Source organism: Amorphoplanes digitatis, from assembly GCF_014205335.1.
Classification (GTDB): Bacteria; Actinomycetota; Actinomycetes; order Mycobacteriales; family Micromonosporaceae; genus Actinoplanes; species Actinoplanes digitatus.
This window is the reverse complement of record NZ_JACHNH010000001.1, coordinates 4,706,107-4,724,805: the sequence shown is the minus strand read 5'-3', so window position 1 is coordinate 4,724,805 and position 18,699 is coordinate 4,706,107. Positions and strand designations below refer to the sequence as shown.

Annotated in this window: 18 protein-coding genes; 11 read left to right on the top strand and 7 right to left on the bottom strand. The window is 72.3% G+C overall.

Annotation, left to right across the window (positions count from 1 at the left end):
• Positions 1 to 28: 28 nt before the first annotated feature.
• Positions 29 to 2,047 (top strand): PQQ-dependent sugar dehydrogenase, encoded by a 2,019-nt coding sequence (locus BJ971_RS20690; RefSeq protein WP_239087363.1) that lies wholly within the window; start codon positions 29 to 31, stop codon positions 2,045 to 2,047.
• 70 nt (positions 2,048 to 2,117) lie between these two features.
• Complete coding sequence (locus BJ971_RS20685; RefSeq protein ID WP_184994896.1) at positions 2,118 to 3,074, top strand: S41 family peptidase; 957 nt, start codon at positions 2,118 to 2,120, stop codon at positions 3,072 to 3,074.
• Positions 3,075 to 3,090: 16 nt separating this feature from the next.
• Here BJ971_RS20685 and BJ971_RS20680 read toward each other — a convergent pair whose 3' ends face one another.
• Positions 3,091 to 3,534: a maleylpyruvate isomerase N-terminal domain-containing protein gene (locus tag BJ971_RS20680; protein WP_184994895.1), complete on the bottom strand. Its 444-nt coding sequence runs from the start codon at positions 3,532 to 3,534 to the stop codon at positions 3,091 to 3,093.
• Between the two features lie 116 nt (positions 3,535 to 3,650).
• On the opposite strand from BJ971_RS20680, the gene BJ971_RS20675 reads away from it, so the two are divergent.
• Positions 3,651 to 4,814 carry a TetR/AcrR family transcriptional regulator gene (locus BJ971_RS20675; RefSeq protein ID WP_184994894.1) on the top strand — a complete coding sequence of 388 codons (1,164 nt, stop codon included), beginning with the start codon at positions 3,651 to 3,653 and terminating at the stop codon, positions 4,812 to 4,814.
• Position 4,815: 1 nt separating this feature from the next.
• Here the strand turns inward: BJ971_RS20675 and BJ971_RS20670 are convergent, their stop codons facing one another.
• Positions 4,816 to 6,030 (bottom strand): oxygenase MpaB family protein, encoded by a 1,215-nt coding sequence (locus BJ971_RS20670; RefSeq protein ID WP_184994893.1) that lies wholly within the window; start codon positions 6,028 to 6,030, stop codon positions 4,816 to 4,818.
• Positions 6,031 to 6,245: 215 nt separating this feature from the next.
• On the opposite strand from BJ971_RS20670, the gene BJ971_RS20665 reads away from it, so the two are divergent.
• The 5 genes from BJ971_RS20665 to BJ971_RS20645 all read left to right on the top strand — a co-directional run bounded on the left by BJ971_RS20665 (position 6,246) and on the right by BJ971_RS20645 (position 10,569).
• Complete coding sequence (locus BJ971_RS20665; protein ID WP_184994892.1) at positions 6,246 to 7,811, top strand: CocE/NonD family hydrolase; 1,566 nt, start codon at positions 6,246 to 6,248, stop codon at positions 7,809 to 7,811.
• 138 nt (positions 7,812 to 7,949) lie between these two features.
• Positions 7,950 to 8,306, top strand: a complete 357-nt coding sequence (locus tag BJ971_RS20660) for a YciI family protein (RefSeq protein ID WP_184994891.1) — start codon at positions 7,950 to 7,952, stop codon at positions 8,304 to 8,306.
• A 14-nt stretch (positions 8,307 to 8,320) separates the two neighbouring features.
• Complete coding sequence (locus BJ971_RS20655; RefSeq protein ID WP_184994890.1) at positions 8,321 to 9,571, top strand: RNA polymerase sigma factor; 1,251 nt, start codon at positions 8,321 to 8,323, stop codon at positions 9,569 to 9,571.
• A gap of 34 nt (positions 9,572 to 9,605) precedes the next feature.
• Positions 9,606 to 10,241, top strand: coding sequence for a hypothetical protein (locus BJ971_RS20650; RefSeq protein ID WP_184994889.1), 636 nt, complete (start codon positions 9,606 to 9,608; stop codon positions 10,239 to 10,241).
• A gap of 1 nt (position 10,242) precedes the next feature.
• Positions 10,243 to 10,569 carry a hypothetical protein gene (locus BJ971_RS20645; protein WP_184994888.1) on the top strand — a complete coding sequence of 109 codons (327 nt, stop codon included), beginning with the start codon at positions 10,243 to 10,245 and terminating at the stop codon, positions 10,567 to 10,569.
• Positions 10,570 to 10,572: 3 nt separating this feature from the next.
• On the opposite strand, the gene BJ971_RS20640 is transcribed toward BJ971_RS20645, so the two are convergent.
• Positions 10,573 to 11,595, bottom strand: a complete 1,023-nt coding sequence (locus BJ971_RS20640) for an aldo/keto reductase (protein ID WP_184994887.1) — start codon at positions 11,593 to 11,595, stop codon at positions 10,573 to 10,575.
• A gap of 54 nt (positions 11,596 to 11,649) precedes the next feature.
• Here BJ971_RS20640 and BJ971_RS20635 point away from each other — a divergent pair, with 54 nt between their 5' ends.
• Positions 11,650 to 13,320 (top strand): alpha/beta fold hydrolase, encoded by a 1,671-nt coding sequence (locus tag BJ971_RS20635; RefSeq protein ID WP_184994886.1) that lies wholly within the window; start codon positions 11,650 to 11,652, stop codon positions 13,318 to 13,320.
• A gap of 201 nt (positions 13,321 to 13,521) precedes the next feature.
• Here the strand turns inward: BJ971_RS20635 and BJ971_RS20630 are convergent, their stop codons facing one another.
• The 3 genes from BJ971_RS20630 to BJ971_RS20620 form a co-directional block, all read right to left on the bottom strand.
• Positions 13,522 to 15,864 (bottom strand): DUF4132 domain-containing protein, encoded by a 2,343-nt coding sequence (locus tag BJ971_RS20630; RefSeq protein WP_184994885.1) that lies wholly within the window; start codon positions 15,862 to 15,864, stop codon positions 13,522 to 13,524.
• Complete coding sequence (locus BJ971_RS20625) at positions 15,864 to 16,232, bottom strand: hypothetical protein (RefSeq protein ID WP_184994884.1); 369 nt, start codon at positions 16,230 to 16,232, stop codon at positions 15,864 to 15,866. Before BJ971_RS20625 ends, BJ971_RS20630 begins: the two co-directional genes overlap by 1 nt.
• Positions 16,233 to 16,304: 72 nt before the next feature.
• Positions 16,305 to 16,892 (bottom strand): hypothetical protein, encoded by a 588-nt coding sequence (locus BJ971_RS20620; RefSeq protein ID WP_184994883.1) that lies wholly within the window; start codon positions 16,890 to 16,892, stop codon positions 16,305 to 16,307.
• A 144-nt stretch (positions 16,893 to 17,036) separates the two neighbouring features.
• Here BJ971_RS20620 and BJ971_RS20615 point away from each other — a divergent pair, with 144 nt between their 5' ends.
• The gene (locus BJ971_RS20615) at positions 17,037 to 17,384 is read left to right on the top strand and encodes a GntR family transcriptional regulator (RefSeq protein WP_184994882.1); all 348 of its coding nucleotides are present in this window, start codon (positions 17,037 to 17,039) and stop codon (positions 17,382 to 17,384) included.
• A gap of 22 nt (positions 17,385 to 17,406) precedes the next feature.
• The gene (locus BJ971_RS20610) at positions 17,407 to 17,727 is read left to right on the top strand and encodes a hypothetical protein (protein WP_203709221.1); all 321 of its coding nucleotides are present in this window, start codon (positions 17,407 to 17,409) and stop codon (positions 17,725 to 17,727) included.
• A gap of 45 nt (positions 17,728 to 17,772) precedes the next feature.
• Here the strand turns inward: BJ971_RS20610 and BJ971_RS20605 are convergent, their stop codons facing one another.
• Complete coding sequence (locus BJ971_RS20605; protein ID WP_184994881.1) at positions 17,773 to 18,696, bottom strand: cation efflux transmembrane domain-containing protein; 924 nt, start codon at positions 18,694 to 18,696, stop codon at positions 17,773 to 17,775.
• Between the last annotated feature and the right edge of the window lie 3 nt (positions 18,697 to 18,699).

Sequence of the window (18,699 nt, the reverse complement as noted above, 5' to 3'; positions counted from 1 at the left end):
CGTCGTTCTGTTACTACTGTCCACATTGGTGGCACTGCCGTCGCCGGCCCGCGCCGCGGACGGCGCCGTCTACGACCCGGTACCGACCGAGCCGGTGACCTCGCGGCTCGGCCTGGAGCTGACCGAGTACGCAAGCTTCCCGCAGTCGTTCACCGACCCGCCGCTCGTCGACCAGCGGCTCAACCGGATCGCCCGGATCAACACCATCATGGAGGTGCCCGACGGCTCCGGCCGGCGCGCGGTGCCCGACCTGAACGGCAACCTGTACTTCGTGAAGGACGGCGTGCCGCACGTCTACCTCGACGTCGCCGCGACGTTCCAGCCGGAGTTCTTCTCCGGCCGGGGCCTGGGCCAGGGCTTCGGATACGTCACGTTCCACCCGGACTTCAAGCGCAACGGCCTCTTCTACACCATCCACACCGAAGAGGCGGCCATCACCGCCGACGTGCCGGACTACCGGCAGACCAACGTGCTCTACCACGGCGTCATCGACGAGTGGCGGGCCACCGACCCGGCCGCGGACACGTTCGAGGGCACCCACCGCGAGGTGCTGCGGATCGGCTTCGGCGGCCAGATCCACGGCATTCAGGAGATCAACTTCAACCCGACCGCGCGGCGCGGCGACGCCGACTACGGCAACCTCTACCTCGCCGTCGGCGACGGCGGCCAGGGCGTCGGCAACACCGACCCGCAGAACCTGGCGATGCCGCACGGCAAGCTGCTGCGCATCGACCCGCGCGGCACCAACGCGCCCAACGGCCGGTACGGCATCCCGCCGTCGAACCCGTTCGCCGGGCAGGCGGGCAGGCTGGGCGAGATCTACGCGTACGGCTTCCGGGACCCACACCGGTTCAGCTGGGACCGCGCCACCGGCCGGCTCTACCTCGGCCACATCGGCGAGCACGCCATCGAGGCGATCTACGACGTGCGCCCCGGCGACAACTTCGGCTGGAGCGAGCGGGAGGGCGCGTACGTCTTCGACAGGACACCCACCACGCCCTGCGACCGGATCTTCCCGCTGCCGGCGGACGACGCCGGCTACCAGTACCCGGTCGCCGCGTACGACCACAACCCGCAGCCGGGGTGGAACTGCACCTCCGACGTCGGCGTCGCGGTCGCGGGCGGCTTCGTCTACCGCGGCCGGGACCTGCCGGCGCTGCGCGGCAAGTACGTCTTCGGCGACCTGGTCAACGGGTGGATCCTCTACACCGAGGCCGATGAGATGCGCCGCGGCCGCACCCCCGCCACGATCCACCGGATGAACCTGTTCGACTCGGCCGGCGTGCCCGTGCGGATGCGGGACCTGTCGTCGCCCGGCGCGCCCGGCGACCCCAACCGGGTCGACCTGCGCTTCGGCACCGACGCGCAGGGCGAGCTCTACATCCTGGCCAAGGCCAACGGAAGGATCTGGAAGGTGACCGGTACCCGCACCTTCGCGGCGGCGTCGCCCGGCACCACGAGGGTCCACGACACGATGCGCCCGTCCAACTGGGCGCCGGTCACGCCGTCCAAGTGGCAGTTCACCGGCAGGCAGGTGATCCTCGCGGAGGCGGGCACGGAGCGGCCCGGACCGCGCCGCCCCTTCGAGTACGCGGTCCTGACGGCCGGCCCGGTGTTCTCGTCGGTGGAGATCAAGGGCAGCGTCCGCCTCGACGAGCCGGTCGAGATCACCAACCGTGACGTGATCATCGTGTTCGGCTACCGGTCCGACACGGAGTTCTACTACGCACACCTCTCCAGCGACAACACCATCTACCCGCACAACGGCATCTTCAAGGTCAACAACGCCGACCGGGAACGCATCGACTACGAGTGGAACGGCCGCTCCCGCGGCGCCAACCCGGCGGTGACCGACACCAGGTGGCACGACGTGAAGGTCAAGCACCTGCCGGCCACCGGCGAGATCGCGGTCTATCTCGACGGTTCCAAGGATCCGCTGATGACCGCCCGCGACACCACGTTCGGCTCCGGCCGGGTGGGCTTCGGCTCGTTCGACAACATCGGCCGGCTGCGCGACCTCAAGGTCACCGGCACCCCGGCGGCCTGACCGTGAAGCGGGCCCGGCGTCACGAACGCCGGGCCCGCGCCGTACGAGCGGAGCGGCTAGGTTGGTCGCCATGTCGCCGGACGTCATCGATGAAGCCCTCGCCCTGCTCTGCGCCAAATACATCTTCCCGGAGAAGGCCGAGGCGGCCGCCGCGGCGATCCGCCGCCGCAAACAGGCCGGCGAGTACGCCGGCCTCGACGAGCGCCACCTCACCGAGCGCCTCACCGCGGAACTGTTCGAGATCTGCGGCGACAAGCACCTGCGGGTGCGGGTCCGCGAGGCCGAGCTGCACGCCGCGCTGACCCGGGAGGAGGCGGCCGCGGCCTATCTGCGCCAGGCGCCACACACCAACTACGGCATCGCCCGGGTCGAGCGCCTCGACGGCAACATCGGCTACCTCGACCTGCGCCAGATCCCCGAGGCGTCCGCGGGCGGCCGGGCGATCGCCGCCGCGATGGAGCTGGTGTCGCACACCGAGGCGCTCATCATCGACCTGCGCAAGAACCGCGGCGGGTCGCCGAACGGCGTCACGTTCTGGCTCAGCTACCTGTTCCCCGACGACGAGACGCACCTCAACGGCATCTACCAGGGCGAGTCCGGAGAGACCCGGCAGTTCTGGAGCCTGGCGTACCTGCCCGGCGAGCGGTACCTCGACCGGCCGGTCTCCGTGCTGACCAGCGAGGTCACGTTCTCCGCCGGCGAGGAGTTCTGCTACAACCTGCAGGCGTACGGCCGGGCGACGCTCATCGGGCAGACCACCCGCGGCGGCGCGCACCCCACCGAGTTCTTCCCGATCACGCCCACTGTGGAGATCACGGTGCCGATCGCCCGGTCGATCAGCCCGGTGACCGGCGGCAACTGGGAGGGCACCGGGGTGGTGCCGGACATCGAGGTGCCGGCCGGGGAGGCCTTCGCCACGGCGTACCGGCAGGCGCTGGAGCACGTCCTCGTCTCGTCGGCGCCGGCGTCTGTACAGGCCGAGGCGCGGGCCGCCCTGGACGACCCGGCGTTGGCGGCCGCGGCCTGAATGCGCTCCGCTCAGGTCAGGACGGGGAACAGGTTGACGGTGTTCCGACGGCCTGCCCGAAGTAGTCCACGGCGACAGGACCCAGCCGGCGCGCGGTCGTGATCGCCCGCGGTCCGGCGCCGGCGAACTGTTCTACCAGCTGCGCGGTGCTGTACTTGGTCGCATCCTCGCGGGCCCGGGCCGCGGACCAGTCCCGCAGGCGGTTGGCGTTTCCGTCCGGGGTGTTGAAGTCGCGCAGAAGTGCGGCGGCCGTGGCGTGCGTGGGTTCCGCGTGCCGCACCTGATCGAGCAGGCCGGCGAAGGCGGGCGGCCATGACGCGGCGTGCGCGTACAGGCTCCGCACATCCCAGGCGCCGAGCCGGGTCGGCCGCACCCACTGCTCGTCGACCAGCGCCCGGCCCTGCTCCGCCCAGACCGACCAGAGCGTGTCGAGTGTCGTCAGGGGATCCTCGAGCGTCATGGCCGGATGCTACCGACTGGCGGCGGTCGGTGAGAGAGCATCGATCTCAAGGCTGCACGCTGTGATTGACTTGCCCGCATGGCCCTGTGTCCGCCCGCGCCGGCTCGAGTGGTCCGGTGACCGCCGGGCCGACCGCGGCCACTCGGCCGAGCAACCGCAAGCAGCTCATCGTCGAGGCGGCCGGCCAGGTGTTCAGCGAGCGCGGCTACCACGCGTCGTCCATGGAGGAGATCGCCGCCGGCGTCGGCATCAGTGCCGCGGCGCTGTACCGGCACTTTCCCAACAAGTACGCCCTGTTCGCCGAGTGCGCCGACGTCATGGTCGACCGGCTCGTCGCGGCGCTCGACGAGTCGCCGCCCGAGGCGGCCCTGAAGGACGTGCTCGCCGCGCTCACCCGGGTCACGGTCGCCCACCGCGCGTCGGGTGGCCTGTACCGGTGGGAGGCCCGCTACCTCGAGCGCGCGGACCGCCGGCTGCTTCGAGGAAAGTTCGCGCACGTGGTGGGTCGGGTGTCCGAGATCGTCCGGCGCGAGCATCCGCTGCCCGAGGAGCGCCTGCGTGCCGTGGCGGCCCTCGGCGCGATCGGGTCGATCACGATGCATCACAGCTCGGTCGCCCAACGCCGGATCGAGGACCTCCTGCTGGCATCCGCCATGCGGGTGGCCGCGACCGATCCGACGTCGGCCGCGGGCAGCGCGGGCCTGGTCGAACTGCCCGTCCAGCCCGTGCCGCGTACCCGCCGTGCCGAGATCCTGGCGGCGGCCATCCCGCTGTTCGCCCGGGACGGGTTCGCCACCGTCACCAACGGGCAGATCGCGCAGGCGGTGGGGCTCACCCCGTCCGGGATCTACCGCCACTATCCCGGCAAGGTCGACATCCTGGTGGCCGCGTGCCTGCAGGCCGCGGGGCTGCTGGCCCAGGCGGTGGAGCGGAGCGTCCATCAGGCGGCCGGCCCGCGCGAGGCCGTGGTCGCGCTGGCCGCGGCGTACGTGGCCTACAGCTTCGAGCACAACGCGCTCAACAGCGTCGCCGAGGCCGAGATCCGCGGCCTGCCGGCCGACCTGAGACGGCCCCTGGTCCTCGCGCAGCGTGAGCACATCGCCGTCTGGGAGCAGCAGCTGAGAATGGTCCGTCCCGAGTTGGACCCGCACCAGGCGCGCCTGCTGGTGCACGCGGGGTTCGGCGTTGTCGTCGAGGCCGGACGCGCGCTGCGATGGCAGAACGCCCCCGGCCATCGGGACGCCGTCACCGCCCTGGTCATCGGCGCCCTGACCCGCTGAGTCAGGCGCTGGGCCGGTTCCCCGTCGGGATGGTGATGGGAGTGTAGGTCGCCGAGGTGCCGTTGTTGAGGAAGAGCATCGCCAGGCCGCGCACGAGCCGGTCGAACATGGCGAACCCGTTCGGCACGACCGGCGACAGCCCCTCGCGAAACGCGACGTACGCCGGCCAGCCGACCTCGATCAGGCCGCGCGCCACGAGGTCGCGCGGAAGTCGTAGCCAGTCACCGATCGTGTCGCTGAGCACGTAGCGCGCGAATTCGTGCAGGAATCCCCGGGTGACACCCAGGTCGATCTGGCCGGTGAGGCCGAACAGGATGTCGGCCAGATTCCTGCCCTCCGGCGTCGGGGCGAGGATCGGCGTCAGCACATAGGACGACTGCCGCCTCGCGGCGGCCCAGCTCGCCGGGATGAAGTCGTCCCGCACGCCCAGCAGGTGCAGTGCGACCTGCCACATGTGCAGATAGGCGTCCTGTTCCGCGGACGACATCCGGATGCCCCAGGAGCTCAGCCTGCCGTGCACGTAGGTGCCGAGGCTGTGGAAGGTGACCAGGATGTCGCCGTTGCTGATCGGCAGGAAGTCCTGGTCGTCCGTCACCGCCCGCCACGCCGGTGACTGCGGCAGCAGGTGGCGCACCGCGGCGTGGGTCAGGCGGGTCTTGTTGGAGGTGACCACGAAGTGGCCCGAGGGCTGGAAGGCGTCGGCGGCGCTCAGGTCGTAGCCGTACGTGAAGGTCTTGGCCGCCCGCGACTTCATGTCGGCGCCGCCCTCGGAGTAGTAGACGTTGCGTGCCTCCCGCGGGATCACCGTGCTCATGATCCCGCTGCCCAGGCCGTACAACAGGAACAGGTACATGCTCATGCGGTTGTTGAACTGGGCGCCGCGGTTCAGCTTGGCCTGGTCGGCCCACGACGGCAGGCCGTTGACCCGCTGGAGGTAGGCGGAGAGGTCCGCGGGCAGGCCGCCGGGAACCGGGTCGCCGTTGTTGATCCATGACTCGAACGCGGTGTTGACGGCCGGGATCTGACCGTTCTCCAGGAGCGAGGCGACGAGCGGGTCCGTGGCGTCATCCCAGACGCCCCACGGGTCGGTGACCGTGTCGGTCGCGGCGATCGAGTCCGCGGACGACCATGCCCACGCCCTGGCAGGGTCCGCCACGCCGACCAGGCCCAGCGCGGCCCCAAGGGTCAGGACGCGTCTTCTGCTGAGATTCTGCATTAGCTTGCCTACCTCCCGTTCGGCCTGACGTCACCTTGAACACCAGCTCGTGGTGATTGCTGGGGCAGGTTTCAAAGGAACGCATGATGTGACTTCTCGTTAACATATCGAGACGCTCCACTATGCACAAGGGGTCGCCTGCTGGCGCCGGTGGCGGTGTAGATCACTTGTCGAACGTGTTACTCTCCGGTAACTTCAGGGATCGGGGGTCATCGATGCATCGTCTTGCACTCGTACTGTCGCTGCTGTTGACGTCGGCGGCGGTGGTAGCGCCGGCTTCGGCAGGGGCCGCCGCCCGGTCGACCACCGGTTTTCACTGGAACGACATCACCGCCGCCGACGGGGTGGTGCTCAAGTCCAACGTGATCGAGCCGACCGGCCCCGGCACACACCCCGGTGTCGTGCTCGTGGCGAGCTGGGCACTCAACGACTTCCAGTACCTGGCGCAGGCGAAGCAGTTCGCCGAGGCCGGGTACGTCGTCCTGTCGTACACGACGCGCGGCTTCTGGGCCTCCGGCGGGACGATCGACGTCGGCGGCCCGAAAGACATCGCGGACGCATCGAGCGCGGTCGACTGGCTCATCGCGCACACCCGGGTCGATCCGTCGCGGATCGGCATCGTCGGAATGTCCTACGGCGGCGGGATCAGCCTGCTCGCCGCCGCGCATGACCCGCGCATTCGCGCGGTGGGCTCGCTCAGCGGCTGGGCCGACCTGGCCGCCTCGATGAGCGGCGAGAACACCCGCCGGTCGCAGGCGGCCTGGTTCCTGCAGACCACGGCCCGGTTGCTCGGACGCCCGTCACCGGAGATGACCCGGATTCTGGGCGACTACTGGGCCGACCGCGACGCCGCCGGCCGCGAGCGTTGGGCGCGGAGCCGCTCCGCCCGATACGCGATCGACGCGATCAACCGCAACCATCCGGCGGTGTTGATCGCGCACAGTTTCGGCGACAGCGTCTTTCCCGCCAACCAGATGGTCGACTTCTACACCGCGTTGCGCACATCCAAGCGCCTCGAGCTGGCACCCGGTGACCATGCCACCGCGGAGCTTCCCGGCCTCGCCGGCATCCGCAATCACGTGTGGACCAGCGTGCGACGCTGGCTTGACCAGTACCTGCGCGGCATCGACACCGGCATCGGCGAGGAGCCCGGCGTCGTGCTCCGCCCGCACAACTCCTCCGCGGTCGAGTATTACCCCGACTGGGCGCACCTGACCGGGCACACCGACCGCCGCCGGCTCGGCGCGCCACACGGCTTGATCGCCACCGGCGGGCTGGACCCGGTGCCACCGGCGGACAGGTGGTCGTGGCGGCTCCCCGCCGGCGCCGACACCATCGCCGACGGTGGGGTAGCCCTGCTGACGAACGGCCTCGAGGGTCTCACCGGCATCCCGCCGATCATGTGGCTGCCGGCGGTGTCGCGCGACAACGCCGCAGTGTGGGAATCCGGCGCCGCGCCGGTCGGCGGCTGGAAGGTACGCGGGGTGCCGCGCCTGCACGCGCGGGTGAGCTCGTCGCACCCGCGGGGCACCGTCATCGCGTACCTGTACGACGTGAACGCCCTCGGCCTCGGCAGCCTGCTCTCGCACGCCCCGGCCACCTGGCTGAGCTCTCCCACCGACGTGGACCTGCCGCTGCAGGTCACCGCGTACGACCTCCCGGCCGGCCACCGCCTCGCCCTGGTCGTCGACACCAAGGACCCGCTGTACCTTGACGCCAATACGAGAAACTCCACGATCACCCTCAGTAGCGAATCGTGGCTGGACGTACCGATCGCCTGATGCCGTCGCCGGACTGGCATGCGGCAGTGGCGATCCGGTAGAAGAATTTCTCGCCGGGGATGTCGATTCTGCCGCCTTCGATCGTCGTCACGGTGGAAGCGGCCGATCGGCGGCCACTCCGACGCGAGGGAGACCACGATGCGTTACCTGTTGCTGATCTACAGCGAGGAATCCACCGGTGCGCCCGACCCGGCCGAGGCCGAGCAGGTGATGAACGAGTACTGGGCGTACAGCAACGCGATCACCGAGGCCGGGGCCAGCCCGGCCAGCAACGCCCTGCAGGACAGCAAGACGGCCACCACCGTACGGGTCAAGGACGGCGAGCGGGTCGTCACCGACGGGCCGTTCGCCGAGACCCGGGAGGTGCTCGGCGGCTACTACCTGATCGACGTGCCCGACCTGGACGCGGCGATCGACTGGGCGGCGAAGTGCCCGGGCGCCAAGTACGGGTCGGTCGAGGTGCGGCCGATCATGGAGTTCGACACCGAGTCCTGACGGGGAGGTCACCGATGGGTACGGCGGCCGACTCGGTCGAGGCGGTCTTCCGCGAGGAGTGGGGGCGCCTGCTGGCCTCGCTCGTGCGTACCCTCGGCGACCTCGACCTCGCCGAGGAGGTCGCCGCGGACGCCGTCGCCACGGCGTTGCAGCGGTGGCCGCGCGACGGGGTGCCGAACCGCCCGGCGGCGTGGCTGCTGACCACGGCCCGCCACCGGGCGGTCGACCTGCTGCGCCGGGACAAGGTGCTGGCCGCGAAGCTGGCCCTGCTCCAGGTGGAGGCGGACCGTTACGTGCCGCCTGTGCCCGAGCCCGATCCGGGCTGGGCCGACGACGAGCCGGACGAGCGGCTGCACCTCTTCTTCACCTGCTGCCACCCGGCGCTGGCGCTCGAGGCGCAGACCGCCCTGACGCTGAACTGCCTCGGCGGCCTGACCACGCCGGAGGTCGCCCGCGCGTTCCTCACCCCGAACGCCACGATGGCGCAGCGGCTGGTGCGGGCGAAGCGCAAGATCCGCGAGGCGCGGATCCCGTTCCGCGTGCCACGCGCCCACGAGCTGCCGGTACGGCTGCCGGCGGTGCTCCGGGTGATCTATCTGATCTTCACCGAGGGGTACGCCGCGACCGGCGGCCCCGCGCTGATGCGCCCCGAACTGGCCGACGAGGCGGTGCGGCTGGCCCGGATCCTGCACCGCCTCATGCCCCGCGAGCGGGAGGTCGCCGGTCTGCTCGCGCTCATGCTGCTCGTCGACGCCCGCCGCGCCGCGCGGGTCGACGTCCGCGGCGACCTGGTGCTGCTCGACGACCAGGACCGCTCGCGGTGGGACCCCGTCAAGATCGAGGAGGGGCGCCGGCTGGTGGTCGCCGCGCTGACCGGCGGGCGGCCCGGCCCGTACGCGCTCCAGGCCGCCATCGCGGCCGTGCACGACGAGGCGGCGACCGTCGCGACCACCGACTGGCCGCAGATCGTCGCCCTGTACGACGTCCTGCGCACGGTGGCGCCCTCGCCGCTCGTCGACCTCAACCGGGCGGTGGCGGTCGCCATGGTCGACGGTCCGGCGGCCGGGCTCGAACTGCTGGAGGCGCTGGCGGCCGACCGGCGGCTGGCCGGGTACCACCTGCTGCCCGCGGCCCGCGGTGACCTGCTGCGCCGGCTGGGCCGCACGGCGGAGGCGGCGGACGCGTACCGGCAGGCGCTGGAGCTCGCCGGCAACGGGCCGGAGCGGGCGTTCCTGGAGCGCCGCCTGCGCGAGACCGCCGGTTGAGCCCCGGCAACCGGGGTCTGCTTTACTGCGCGGCGTGACGAGACGGGCGGGTTTGATCCTGGGCATCGCGGTGCTGCTGGCCGGGCTCGGCGGCGTGGCCGTCCGGCAGTGGTGGCACGACCGGCCGCCGTACGGGCCGGAGGCGCTGAGCGCCCGGGCCACGCTCCGGATCGTCGACCAGGCGACCGCGAACGCCGCGTTCAAGCCTTCCGGTGCGGATTTCGCCGGCGACGGCGACCAGATATTCCTGGGTCAGGTCGCCTGGGACCGGCCGCCGCGCCCGCAGAAGGGCGGTTCCTTCCGGATCGTTCTGCTCGACAAGCGCAGCCATCTCCTGCCCGGCCACATCGCCGTGACGTCGGCCAGGCCCGACGACGTCTTCTCGGGGTCGGACGCCGCCATGGACATCGCCCAGGAGCGCTACCCGTGGCTGCGCGGCGCCGGCACCCGGGAGATCAACGGGTCGTACTGGAGCACCGGCGACGCCGTCTTCGCGGGGGTGGACGCGTCACCGGTGACCTTCCAGATCGTGCTCCGCCCGGCACGCGAGCAGACCCCGCCCGAGCTGGCGGTGCCCACGGCACCCGCGGCGGTGGAGGACCTGCTGGTGGCCCTGATCTGCGTCGGCCCCGACGGCCAGGTCTACTGGGCGCAGCGGCTGCTGCACTGACATGGGTAGCCGGGTGCCCGGCTGGGGACTGTCGTTCCACGAAGACCGCCACCCGGCCGGGCTGCCCGCCCCCGATCCACGCCCGGCGCTCGCCGAGCTGGCGGAGCGGATGCTCGAGGACTGGGCCGCCGAGCGGGCCACCGAAATCCGCAACGCCACGCTCTTCCCGCCCGGCGGCTCCGCGCGTGACGCGCTGCGCGATGACGAGGAGGCGCACCGGAAGGCTTTCGACGCCGACCGTGCCGCCGCCCGGCGGGCCGGGGAGAACGCGCTACCCGGCCTGCGGAGGCTCGCGGCGGCCCAAGCGGCCCTGCTCCTCGGCACCTGACCGCTAAGGGGTCCCGCGGTCACGCTGGGCGATGCCCTGCGGGCCGTACGGGTACTCGCCGACCACCGGGGTGCTGGCCGTGGTGAGCAGCGCGGTCTCCTCCTGCGACAGCCGCAGGCCGGCGGCGCCGAGGTTGTCGTCGAGCTGGTCGAGGGTGCGTGCGCCGAGGATCACCGAGGTGACGGCCGGGCGGTCGGCGAGCCAGGCGAGCGACACCTGCGACATCGACACGCCGCGCTCCTCGGCGACGCGGCGGACGGCGTCCAGGACGTGCCAGGTGCGGGCGTCGGAGTTGCGCGGGCCGTACGCCTCCATGCCGCGGCCCGGGTCGTCGCCGAGGCGGGTGGCGCCGGTGGGCGTACTGTCGCGGGCGTATTTGCCGGTGAGCCAGCCGCCGCCCAGCGGCGACCAGGGCAGGATGCCGATGTTCTCGTTGCGGCACACGTCGACCAGCTCGAACTCGATCTCCCGCACCAGCAGGTTGTACTGCGGCTGGAGCGTGACGATCGGGGCGAGGCCGCGGAACCGGGCGATCAGCGCCGCCTTCTGGAGCTGCCAGCCGACGAAGTTGCTGACGCCCGCGTACCGGATCTTGCCGGCGCGGACGGCGTCGTCGAAGAAGGCGAGCGTCTCCTCGATCGGGGTGAGCGGGTCCCAGGCGTGTGCCTGGTAGAGGTCGATCGTCTCGACGCCGAGGCGGCGCAGGCTCGCGTCGAGCGCGCGGGACAGGCTCACCCGGGTCAGCCCGGCCGAGTTCGGATCGTCGCCCATGGGGAAGCGGCCCTTGGTGGCGATGACGAGCCGGTCGCGCGCGCCGGGCCGGGCGGCGAGCCACCGGCCGATGACCTCCTCGGAGCCGCCGCGCGAGTAGACATCGGCGGTGTCGACGAAGTTCCCGCCGGCCTCGACGAAGCGGTCGAGCTGAGCGTGCGACACCTCCTCGCTGCTCTCCTTGCCGAACGTCATCGTGCCCAGGCACAGCGTCGACACGATCGTGCCGGTGCCGCCGAGAGTGCGGTATTCCATCAGCCGGCTCCTTTGGTGACGTCGGGGTGACGCGCTGATCGGTATCAATCTTCCATGACACGACACAGAGGAATTGCCGCCGGAATCGGGGTGTTCGCCGTCGTGGCCGCCGGGCTGATGGTCTCAGCGCCGACGGCCGAGGCGAGCACGGCGTCGCCGAAGGTGACGTGGGGCAACTGTCCGCAGTACTCCGACGAGGTGCTCGAGGCGATGGGCCTGCGGCCGGACGAGCTGGGCCGGATGCGGGCCCTGCTCGCGCGCACCGACTGCGGCACCGTGCGGGTGCCGCTCGACTACCGGCGCCCGAACGGCACGAGGATCACCATCGCGATCAGCCGGATCCGGGCCACCGACCAGCGGCACAAGCTGGGCAGCATCGCGGTGAACCCGGGCGGCCCGGGCGGCAGCGGCTACCTGATGCCGCACGATCTGGCGCTGACCAGCCCGCAGTTCGGCGCGCTCGCCGACAGGTACGACCTGATCGGCTTCGACCCGCGCGGCGTCGGATACAGCACCCGGGCCGACTGCGCGCGCCCGGACGACGACGTCCGGCCGCCCGAGATCCCGCCCGGCCCGATCGCCGAGGAGACGGCCGCGAAGATCTACGACTTCCAGTCCGCGGCCAACCGGACCTGCTGGGAGAGCAACCGCGCCCTGCTGGGGCAGCTCACCACCGCCAACGTCGCCCGCGACCTCGAGCGGGTGCGCGCCGCGCTCGGGCAGGGCAGGCTCAGCTACTTCGGCGTCTCCTGGGGCACGCTGCTGGGCCAGGTGTATCGCAGCCTGTACCCGCGCTCGGTCGACCGCATGTGGCTGGACAGCGTGGTCGGCCCGACCGCCAACCGGCTCGACTCGCGCTTCCACGACGTGACCGGCGCGGACGAGCGCAAGGTGTACCGGTGGGCCGCCTGGGCCGCGGAACGCGACGCGACCTACCACCTCGGCGACACCGTCGACGAGGTGGTCGCGCTGGTCAAGCGGCTGAAGGCGCGGCTGAACGAGGAGCCCCTCGTCTTCGCCGACCTGGACGAACACCTGGACGGCAACCTCGTCGCCTTCCTGGTCGTCGCGCCGAGTCCGCTGTGGAGCGAGGCGACGCCGGGGCTGGCGGCGCTGGCAACGGCGCGGAGCGGCGATCCCGTTCCGGACGCGCTCCGGCCGATCATCATGCCGGACCCGCGGGAACCCACCGAGCCGCCGGCCGGGCTGCCGGAGCGGTTCAACGAGGTCGCCGGCCGGGCCATCCTCTGCAACGACGACACCAGCCCGCACGACTTCCCCACCTTCTGGCGGACGTACCAGGGCTGGCAGCGGGAGTTCCCGATCACCGCGAGCCTGGGCAGCTTCACCCAGCGCTGCGCCGGCTGGCCGATCCCGTCGCGGGAGCCGTTCACGCTGCGCAGGTCGAACGGATCGTTGCAGCTGTCGGGGCACCGCTGGGAGAGCCCGACGCCGTACGAGTGGATCGCCCAGGTGCAGGCGAAGATCGGCGGCACGGCGTTCACGGTCGAGGACGACATCCACGGCTCGGTCGCGAGGGTCCCGGAGTGCACCGAGCACCTGTCGGCGTACTTCCTGACCGGCCGCCCGGACGCCGGCGGCTGCACCGGCGTGACGCCGCCCGGCACGACCGCCGCAACGCTCTCGGCCGGCACGGATGACGCGACGCCGCTCGACGCCGGCCGGGCTCCGGCCGGCAACCGCTGGAGCTGGCGAGACCACTGATCGGCCGCCGCGACGCGGATGCCGATCGAATTTCGCCCGGCTGGGAGCCTGCCCGGCCCAGTGACCCCGACGCCACGACCGGGCGGCGGTCCCCTTCGGCCCAACGCGCCAGGTGGGACCGCCGCCCCGATCAGGCAGTGTGGCCACGGGTGCATCGGCCCTGGTCCGCCCAGGTCGGGCGGCCGTCGATGACCGGGCTGTTCAGAGGCGGCTCCGGTGTAGCTGGACGGTGATCGTGGGATCGGTGATCTTGTTGTCGGCGGCCAGCATGATGGCCTTGGACAGGATCACCGAGAGCACCGGGTCGTCGTCGAAGGGCAGGGCGACCTTCCTGGCCTTGGCGCGGTCGGGGACGACGCACAGGTAGGCGTCGTCGGGCTCCATCAGGATGTTGGCCGAACCGAGGTGGATGCGGTAGGCCCCGAGCCTGCCCCGCACGCGCAGGAAGCGGTCCTCCAGCTCGCAGCGGGCACCGATGGCCAGGCGGGGCAGCAGGCGGGCCAGTGCGTCGCGGCGCATCTCGCCGGTCGGGGTCAGGCCGGCGAACGCGGTCGTCCGGCGGTAGTCGCCGAAGCGGTCCTCGCCGTGGTCCTGCCAGTCGTCGTCGGCGGCGATCGACGTGACGCCGACGAACAGGTCGACGTCGCGCATGGCCTCGCTGAACACCAGCGGCGGCACCTCGGCGAGCGGGGTGAGCGCCCATTTCCGGCCGTCCCGCCGGCCGAAGCGGACCTGGTCGGTCGCGCAGTAGGGCAGGTCCCATGTGCTCGACTCGGTCCAGTCGTGGAAGAAGACGGCCTGCCACTCGCCGCCGCCGAACTCCTTCTTCGCCTCGCCGTGGTAGCCGTCGCTCCAGGCGCCGAGATAGTTGGCGGCCCAGCCGCGCTCGCGCATCAGCGCGTTGGCCTGCCGGTAGTGCAGGATGTGTGCGGCGAACCGGTTGGAGTAGGTGCCGGTCTGCTCCTCCGCCGGCGTCAGCCGGTATACCTCGCGGAACGCCTGCTTGACCGGCTGCCGCGACTCGGCCGCGAGGATGCGGTCGCGCCACCCGGCCACCTCGGCCGGGCCGGCGAGCGCCGGGTGCCAGAGCCGCACCCGCCAGAGCGCACCGGGCGGGGAGCCGAGGCCGGACAGGGTCCAGCCGTCGCCGGCCCGCTCGGGCATCCCCGACGTCCAGGTCGCGCCGTCCGGCGAGGCCTGCCAGATCAGGCGCCGGGCGGTGACGCCGGTGATCGGGTGGTCGAGGTATCGCCGCCGCCACGTGGCCCAGTCCCAGACCCGGTCCTGCGAGAACAACCCCTCCACGCGGAGCCGCTCCACGCTCAGCGTCTTGTTGATCTCGGTGACGAGGCGGCGTGCCGGTGCCACCGCGTCCTTCCACGCGGGCGGTACGGCCCGCAGCGGAACTCCCTTCCCGTACGCCCGCAGCCGTGCCCGGCCGGAGTCGATCGCCACGACGGCCTCCTCGCCCTCGCCCATGCTCCAGACGCGGCGGCCGTCGCGGTCGAGGCCGTGGTCGTCGACCGACAGCTCGAGCGCCTCGCCGGGCGTCCAGCCGCGCTCCCGGCCCATCTGCTCCAGGGCCGCCCGGATCCGCGGCAGCAGCGACTTGCTCCGCACGGTCAGGCTCAACCGGGCCAGCGTCCCCACGACGGCGTCGCCAGGTCGCTGGGCCAGCACCTCGACCACGGCGGCCGCGGCCTTCGGCGCGACCGGCCCACTGCCGCCCCGCCGGACCGGCGTCGCCACCGTGGCCGCGACGTCGCAGAGCACCGCGGTGGCCTCGTCGCCGGGGACGCGCGACTGTAGCCAGACCAGCCCGCGCAGCAGCGCGTCGACGTAGTCGTAGACCGGATCGGCCCCGCTGCGATAGGCGCCGAGCAGGAGCGACACGGCCTCCCGCGCCCGCGGCGCGGCGGACAGCCGCTCGTCGGCCTCCCGCAGCCAGGCCTTGGCCGGTGCCGGCTTGGCCAGCTCGGCGGCGAACCGGAACACCTCACGGACTCCGGCGTCGGCGAGCAGCTCCGGGAGGCCGGCGGCGTCCCCGTGCGCATAGCGCAGCGCGATCGACAGGTCGGCGGGCACGCCCTGGTTGAAGCGGCTGAGCGCGGCGCCGTAGAGCTGTGCCAGCCGGCGCAGCCCGTCCGCGGCGCCGACGTCCGTGTCGTGCAGCGCGGCGAACGCGGCCGACAGCTGATCCTCGAGGCCGTCCAGGTCGGCCGGATCGAGCGCGGTGGTAATCAACGCGGGCACCCAGAACGGGGCGTCCGAGATGGTCGTCAGCGGGTCCTCGTGCAGCAGCAGGCCCAGTGCCCAGACCAGATCGTCCCTGGTCCACGGAGTGGGCAGCACCTCCGCGATCGCCAGGACGCGGCCGAAGTAGCCGAAGTAGGAGGAGTCCTCCTTCACCACGAACTCGTGGACGAGCCGCAGGGCGCGGCGGCGCACCTCGCCGGTCTGGTCGATCAGCGCGTGGCCGGGCTCGCCGCGGATGATCCGGTCGGCGAGTGCCCGCGCCGCATCGACCGGTTGCTGATCGCTCATCAGCCGCCGACCAGCGGCGTCAGCCGGATGAACGCCACGGCGTGCGCGCGTTCCAGGTCGATGACCTCGTCCAGGTCCTCGATCTGCCGATCACCGGCGATCATCACGAACGCGTTGCGCGCGAACCCGGCGCAGGCGGCGTCGGCCTGCGCCTCCCAGTCCAGCCGCGTGCGGGCCGGATCGGCCGGCCGCACCAGCCCACGGAACGAGTCGTGCCGCGCCGGTGCGGCGTTGAACCGGGCCACCTCCTCGCGCACCCGCAGGCGCACCAGGTCGCGGGCGCTGATCCGCGCCGGCAGGTCCGGCAGCACCCACTCCTCGATGGCCCGGCCCGCCATCGTCTCGTCGCGCACGACCACCTCGGCCATCGACCCTCCCCGCTCGCTGTGCGCCAGATGATGCCGCAGGGATACGACATTCTCGCGGGGGAGGGTGCGTGCTCAGCGGGCCGAGCAGAAGGCGCGCAGTGCCTCCTCGTCGGCCGGGCCCATCCACTCGTACGTGCCGCGCAGCTGGTCGGCCCGCTGGTCGACGGTCTTGACCGTCGCCGCCATGTCGCCCCACGGCATGCTGATGTGCAGCAGGGTCCGCACGATGCCGGGCGGCAGGTGTACGCCGCCGGTCGGCGCCGCCCGCAGCAGCAGCCCGCTGGTGGACACGTCCTCGACCTGACCGGAGACCGCCACCAGCCGGCGGCCCGGCTCGGAGTCGAGCTCGGCGGTGCCCGTCGCGGCGTACGTGCCGGGGCGCCGCGCGGCACCGCGGCGCTGGACCACGTCGGTGGGTGGCTCGCCGGTGAGGGTGAGGGTGCCCTCGCGCAGCTCCGCCTCGACCCAGGTGACGCCGGCGCTGCTGACCAGCTCGAGGATGCCGAAGTGGCGGGTGCCCGGAGCGTCCGGGCCGAGCACCGGGATGGGCGGCAGCTCGGCCAGGAACGCCGCGCTGACCTCGGCCACCGCGATGAGCGCGAGCGGCTGCTCGCCCGGGCACCGCAGCAGCAGCGTGCTGCCCGCCGGGACCGTGACCATCGGATCTCCCCGCTCGTAGCGTGCGCCTACCCGAACGCTCTCACGATCGCCTTCGGGCCGGTGGCTCCGCGCCGGACCGTCACGCTTCCGGCGTACGGGCGGGCGGTTGACCGTTCGGGAAATGGTGCTAATAATGCTAGCACTATGAGATGGACCGTTGATCATTCTTCGCGGGAGACGCTGCCACTCCAGATCGTGGCGTGCGTCCGCCGGGGCGTGGCTTCGGGGGAGCTCGCCGTCGGCGAGCGGCTGCCGCCGGCGGCCGAACTGGCCGAGGCGCTGTCGGTCGACCGCAACACGGTGCTGGCCGCCTACCGGCGACTGCGCGACGACGGCGTGCTGGAGTTCCGCCGGGGCCGCGGCGCGCGGGTCGCGTCCTCGGTCACCGAGCCTTCCCCGGTGACCGAGGCGGCCACGACGCTCGTGGCCGTCGCACGCCGGCACGGCCTGGGGCGCCAGGACCTGATTCGCCTCATCGAGAGGCTGACGTGACACTTCGAGAGGACGGTGCACCATGACGGCATCCGCGCCACCCGGCCAGGGCCGGTACTCGATCTACACCGGCCGGGCGGCGAACTGGCCGATGGTGGTGGCCCTCGTCGCGGCCCTGACGGTGCCGCCGCTGCTGCTGGGGAGCCTGTCGCGCGGCGGCTGGCTCGACCCGGCCGGCCCGGCGATCCCGCTGCTGGTCGCGGGCGTCGCGGTGCTCGTCACCGTGCTGACCGGACTGAGCGTCAGGACGGCGGCGGGACCCAACGGGTCTCGGTCCACTGTGGCGTGTTCGGCCGGCCACGGCACACCTACCGCCTGGAGGAGATCGAGCGCGCCGCGGTGACGATCATCCGCGAGGCGAGGTCCGCCTGAGGCCCGGGCGTGCGGATCAGGCGAGCCGGCTGGGGTCGGTGGTCAGTTCGAGGTTGAGCCAGACGTCGTACGGCAGGTCGGAGAGCTGCGACGCGGTCTCCCGGCGTACCCGGTCCTCGTCGGCGATGTCCCAGCGCCCCGGCTCGACGACGAAGTCGGCCTCCACGTACAGCTTGCGTCCGACCTTGCCCACCCGCAGCGCCGGCCGGCCGAGGCCGAACTGTTCGCCGACCCGGTCGACCCGGTCGCGGACGGGCTGCTGGACCCGCTGATCGGCGGCGCCCTCCAGCAACTCGACGGCCATGGTCCTGATCATGCGGACCGGCTGCGGCACCAGCAGCAGGCAGGCCACCAGCACCAGCACCGGGTCGAGGTAGCGCTGCGGTCCCGGACCGAGGCGGTCGCCGAGCAGCAGTGCGAGCACCGATCCCACCAGGACGACCAGGCTGAGCAGGGCGCCGGCCCACCACTGCCGTGCCTCGGCGTCGAGCAGGTCGGAGGCCGGGTCCGCGCGCCGCAGGTACCGGTGGATCGCCAGCGCGCCAAGGGCGGTGAGCAGGCCGTAGGCGGCCATGGATCCGGGGGAGACCTCGTCGGCGCCGCCGTCGAGGATGACGCGGGTGGCGTCGAGCGCGGCGTAGCCGCAGGTGCCCAGCAGGACGAGCCCCTGCATGCCGACGACGAGCGGCGCCAGTGACTCCCGGCCGAAGGGATAGCGGGGTGTCGGCCCGGCCTCCATCACCCGTGCGGCGTGCAGCGACAGGCCGGTCAGGACCATGCCGATCAGGGTGTACGCGCCATCGAGCAGGATCGCCTGTGAGCCTGCGGCCAGGCCCCAGCCGACACCGAGCGCCGCGAGCACGGCCGTGGCGACCAGGGACGCGCGCAGCGCGACCTGCTCCCTGGGCGGACCGGCGCCGGACTGCCTCGACGTTCCCATCGT

Bases quoted from the DNA above. Each gene is read 5' to 3' on its own strand.
- BJ971_RS20660 (WP_184994891.1), top strand. From the start codon at position 7,950: ATGCGTTACCTGTTGCTGATCTACAGCGAGGAATCCACCGGTGCGCCC.
- BJ971_RS20665 (WP_184994892.1), top strand. From the start codon at position 6,246: ATGCATCGTCTTGCACTCGTACTGTCGCTGCTGTTGACGTCGGCGGCG.
- BJ971_RS20655 (WP_184994890.1), top strand. From the start codon at position 8,321: ATGGGTACGGCGGCCGACTCGGTCGAGGCGGTCTTCCGCGAGGAGTGG.
- BJ971_RS20640 (WP_184994887.1), bottom strand. From the start codon at position 11,595: ATGGAATACCGCACTCTCGGCGGCACCGGCACGATCGTGTCGACGCTG.
- BJ971_RS20630 (WP_184994885.1), bottom strand. From the start codon at position 15,864: ATGAGCGATCAGCAACCGGTCGATGCGGCGCGGGCACTCGCCGACCGG.
- BJ971_RS20625 (WP_184994884.1), bottom strand. From the start codon at position 16,232: ATGGCCGAGGTGGTCGTGCGCGACGAGACGATGGCGGGCCGGGCCATC.
- BJ971_RS20615 (WP_184994882.1), top strand. From the start codon at position 17,037: ATGAGATGGACCGTTGATCATTCTTCGCGGGAGACGCTGCCACTCCAG.
- BJ971_RS20645 (WP_184994888.1), top strand. From the start codon at position 10,243: ATGGGTAGCCGGGTGCCCGGCTGGGGACTGTCGTTCCACGAAGACCGC.
- BJ971_RS20635 (WP_184994886.1), top strand. From the start codon at position 11,650: ATGACACGACACAGAGGAATTGCCGCCGGAATCGGGGTGTTCGCCGTC.
- BJ971_RS20670 (WP_184994893.1), bottom strand. From the start codon at position 6,030: ATGCAGAATCTCAGCAGAAGACGCGTCCTGACCCTTGGGGCCGCGCTG.
- BJ971_RS20680 (WP_184994895.1), bottom strand. From the start codon at position 3,534: ATGACGCTCGAGGATCCCCTGACGACACTCGACACGCTCTGGTCGGTC.
- BJ971_RS20685 (WP_184994896.1), top strand. From the start codon at position 2,118: ATGTCGCCGGACGTCATCGATGAAGCCCTCGCCCTGCTCTGCGCCAAA.
- BJ971_RS20610 (WP_203709221.1), top strand. From the start codon at position 17,407: ATGACGGCATCCGCGCCACCCGGCCAGGGCCGGTACTCGATCTACACC.
- BJ971_RS20605 (WP_184994881.1), bottom strand. From the start codon at position 18,696: ATGGGAACGTCGAGGCAGTCCGGCGCCGGTCCGCCCAGGGAGCAGGTC.
- BJ971_RS20620 (WP_184994883.1), bottom strand. From the start codon at position 16,892: ATGGTCACGGTCCCGGCGGGCAGCACGCTGCTGCTGCGGTGCCCGGGC.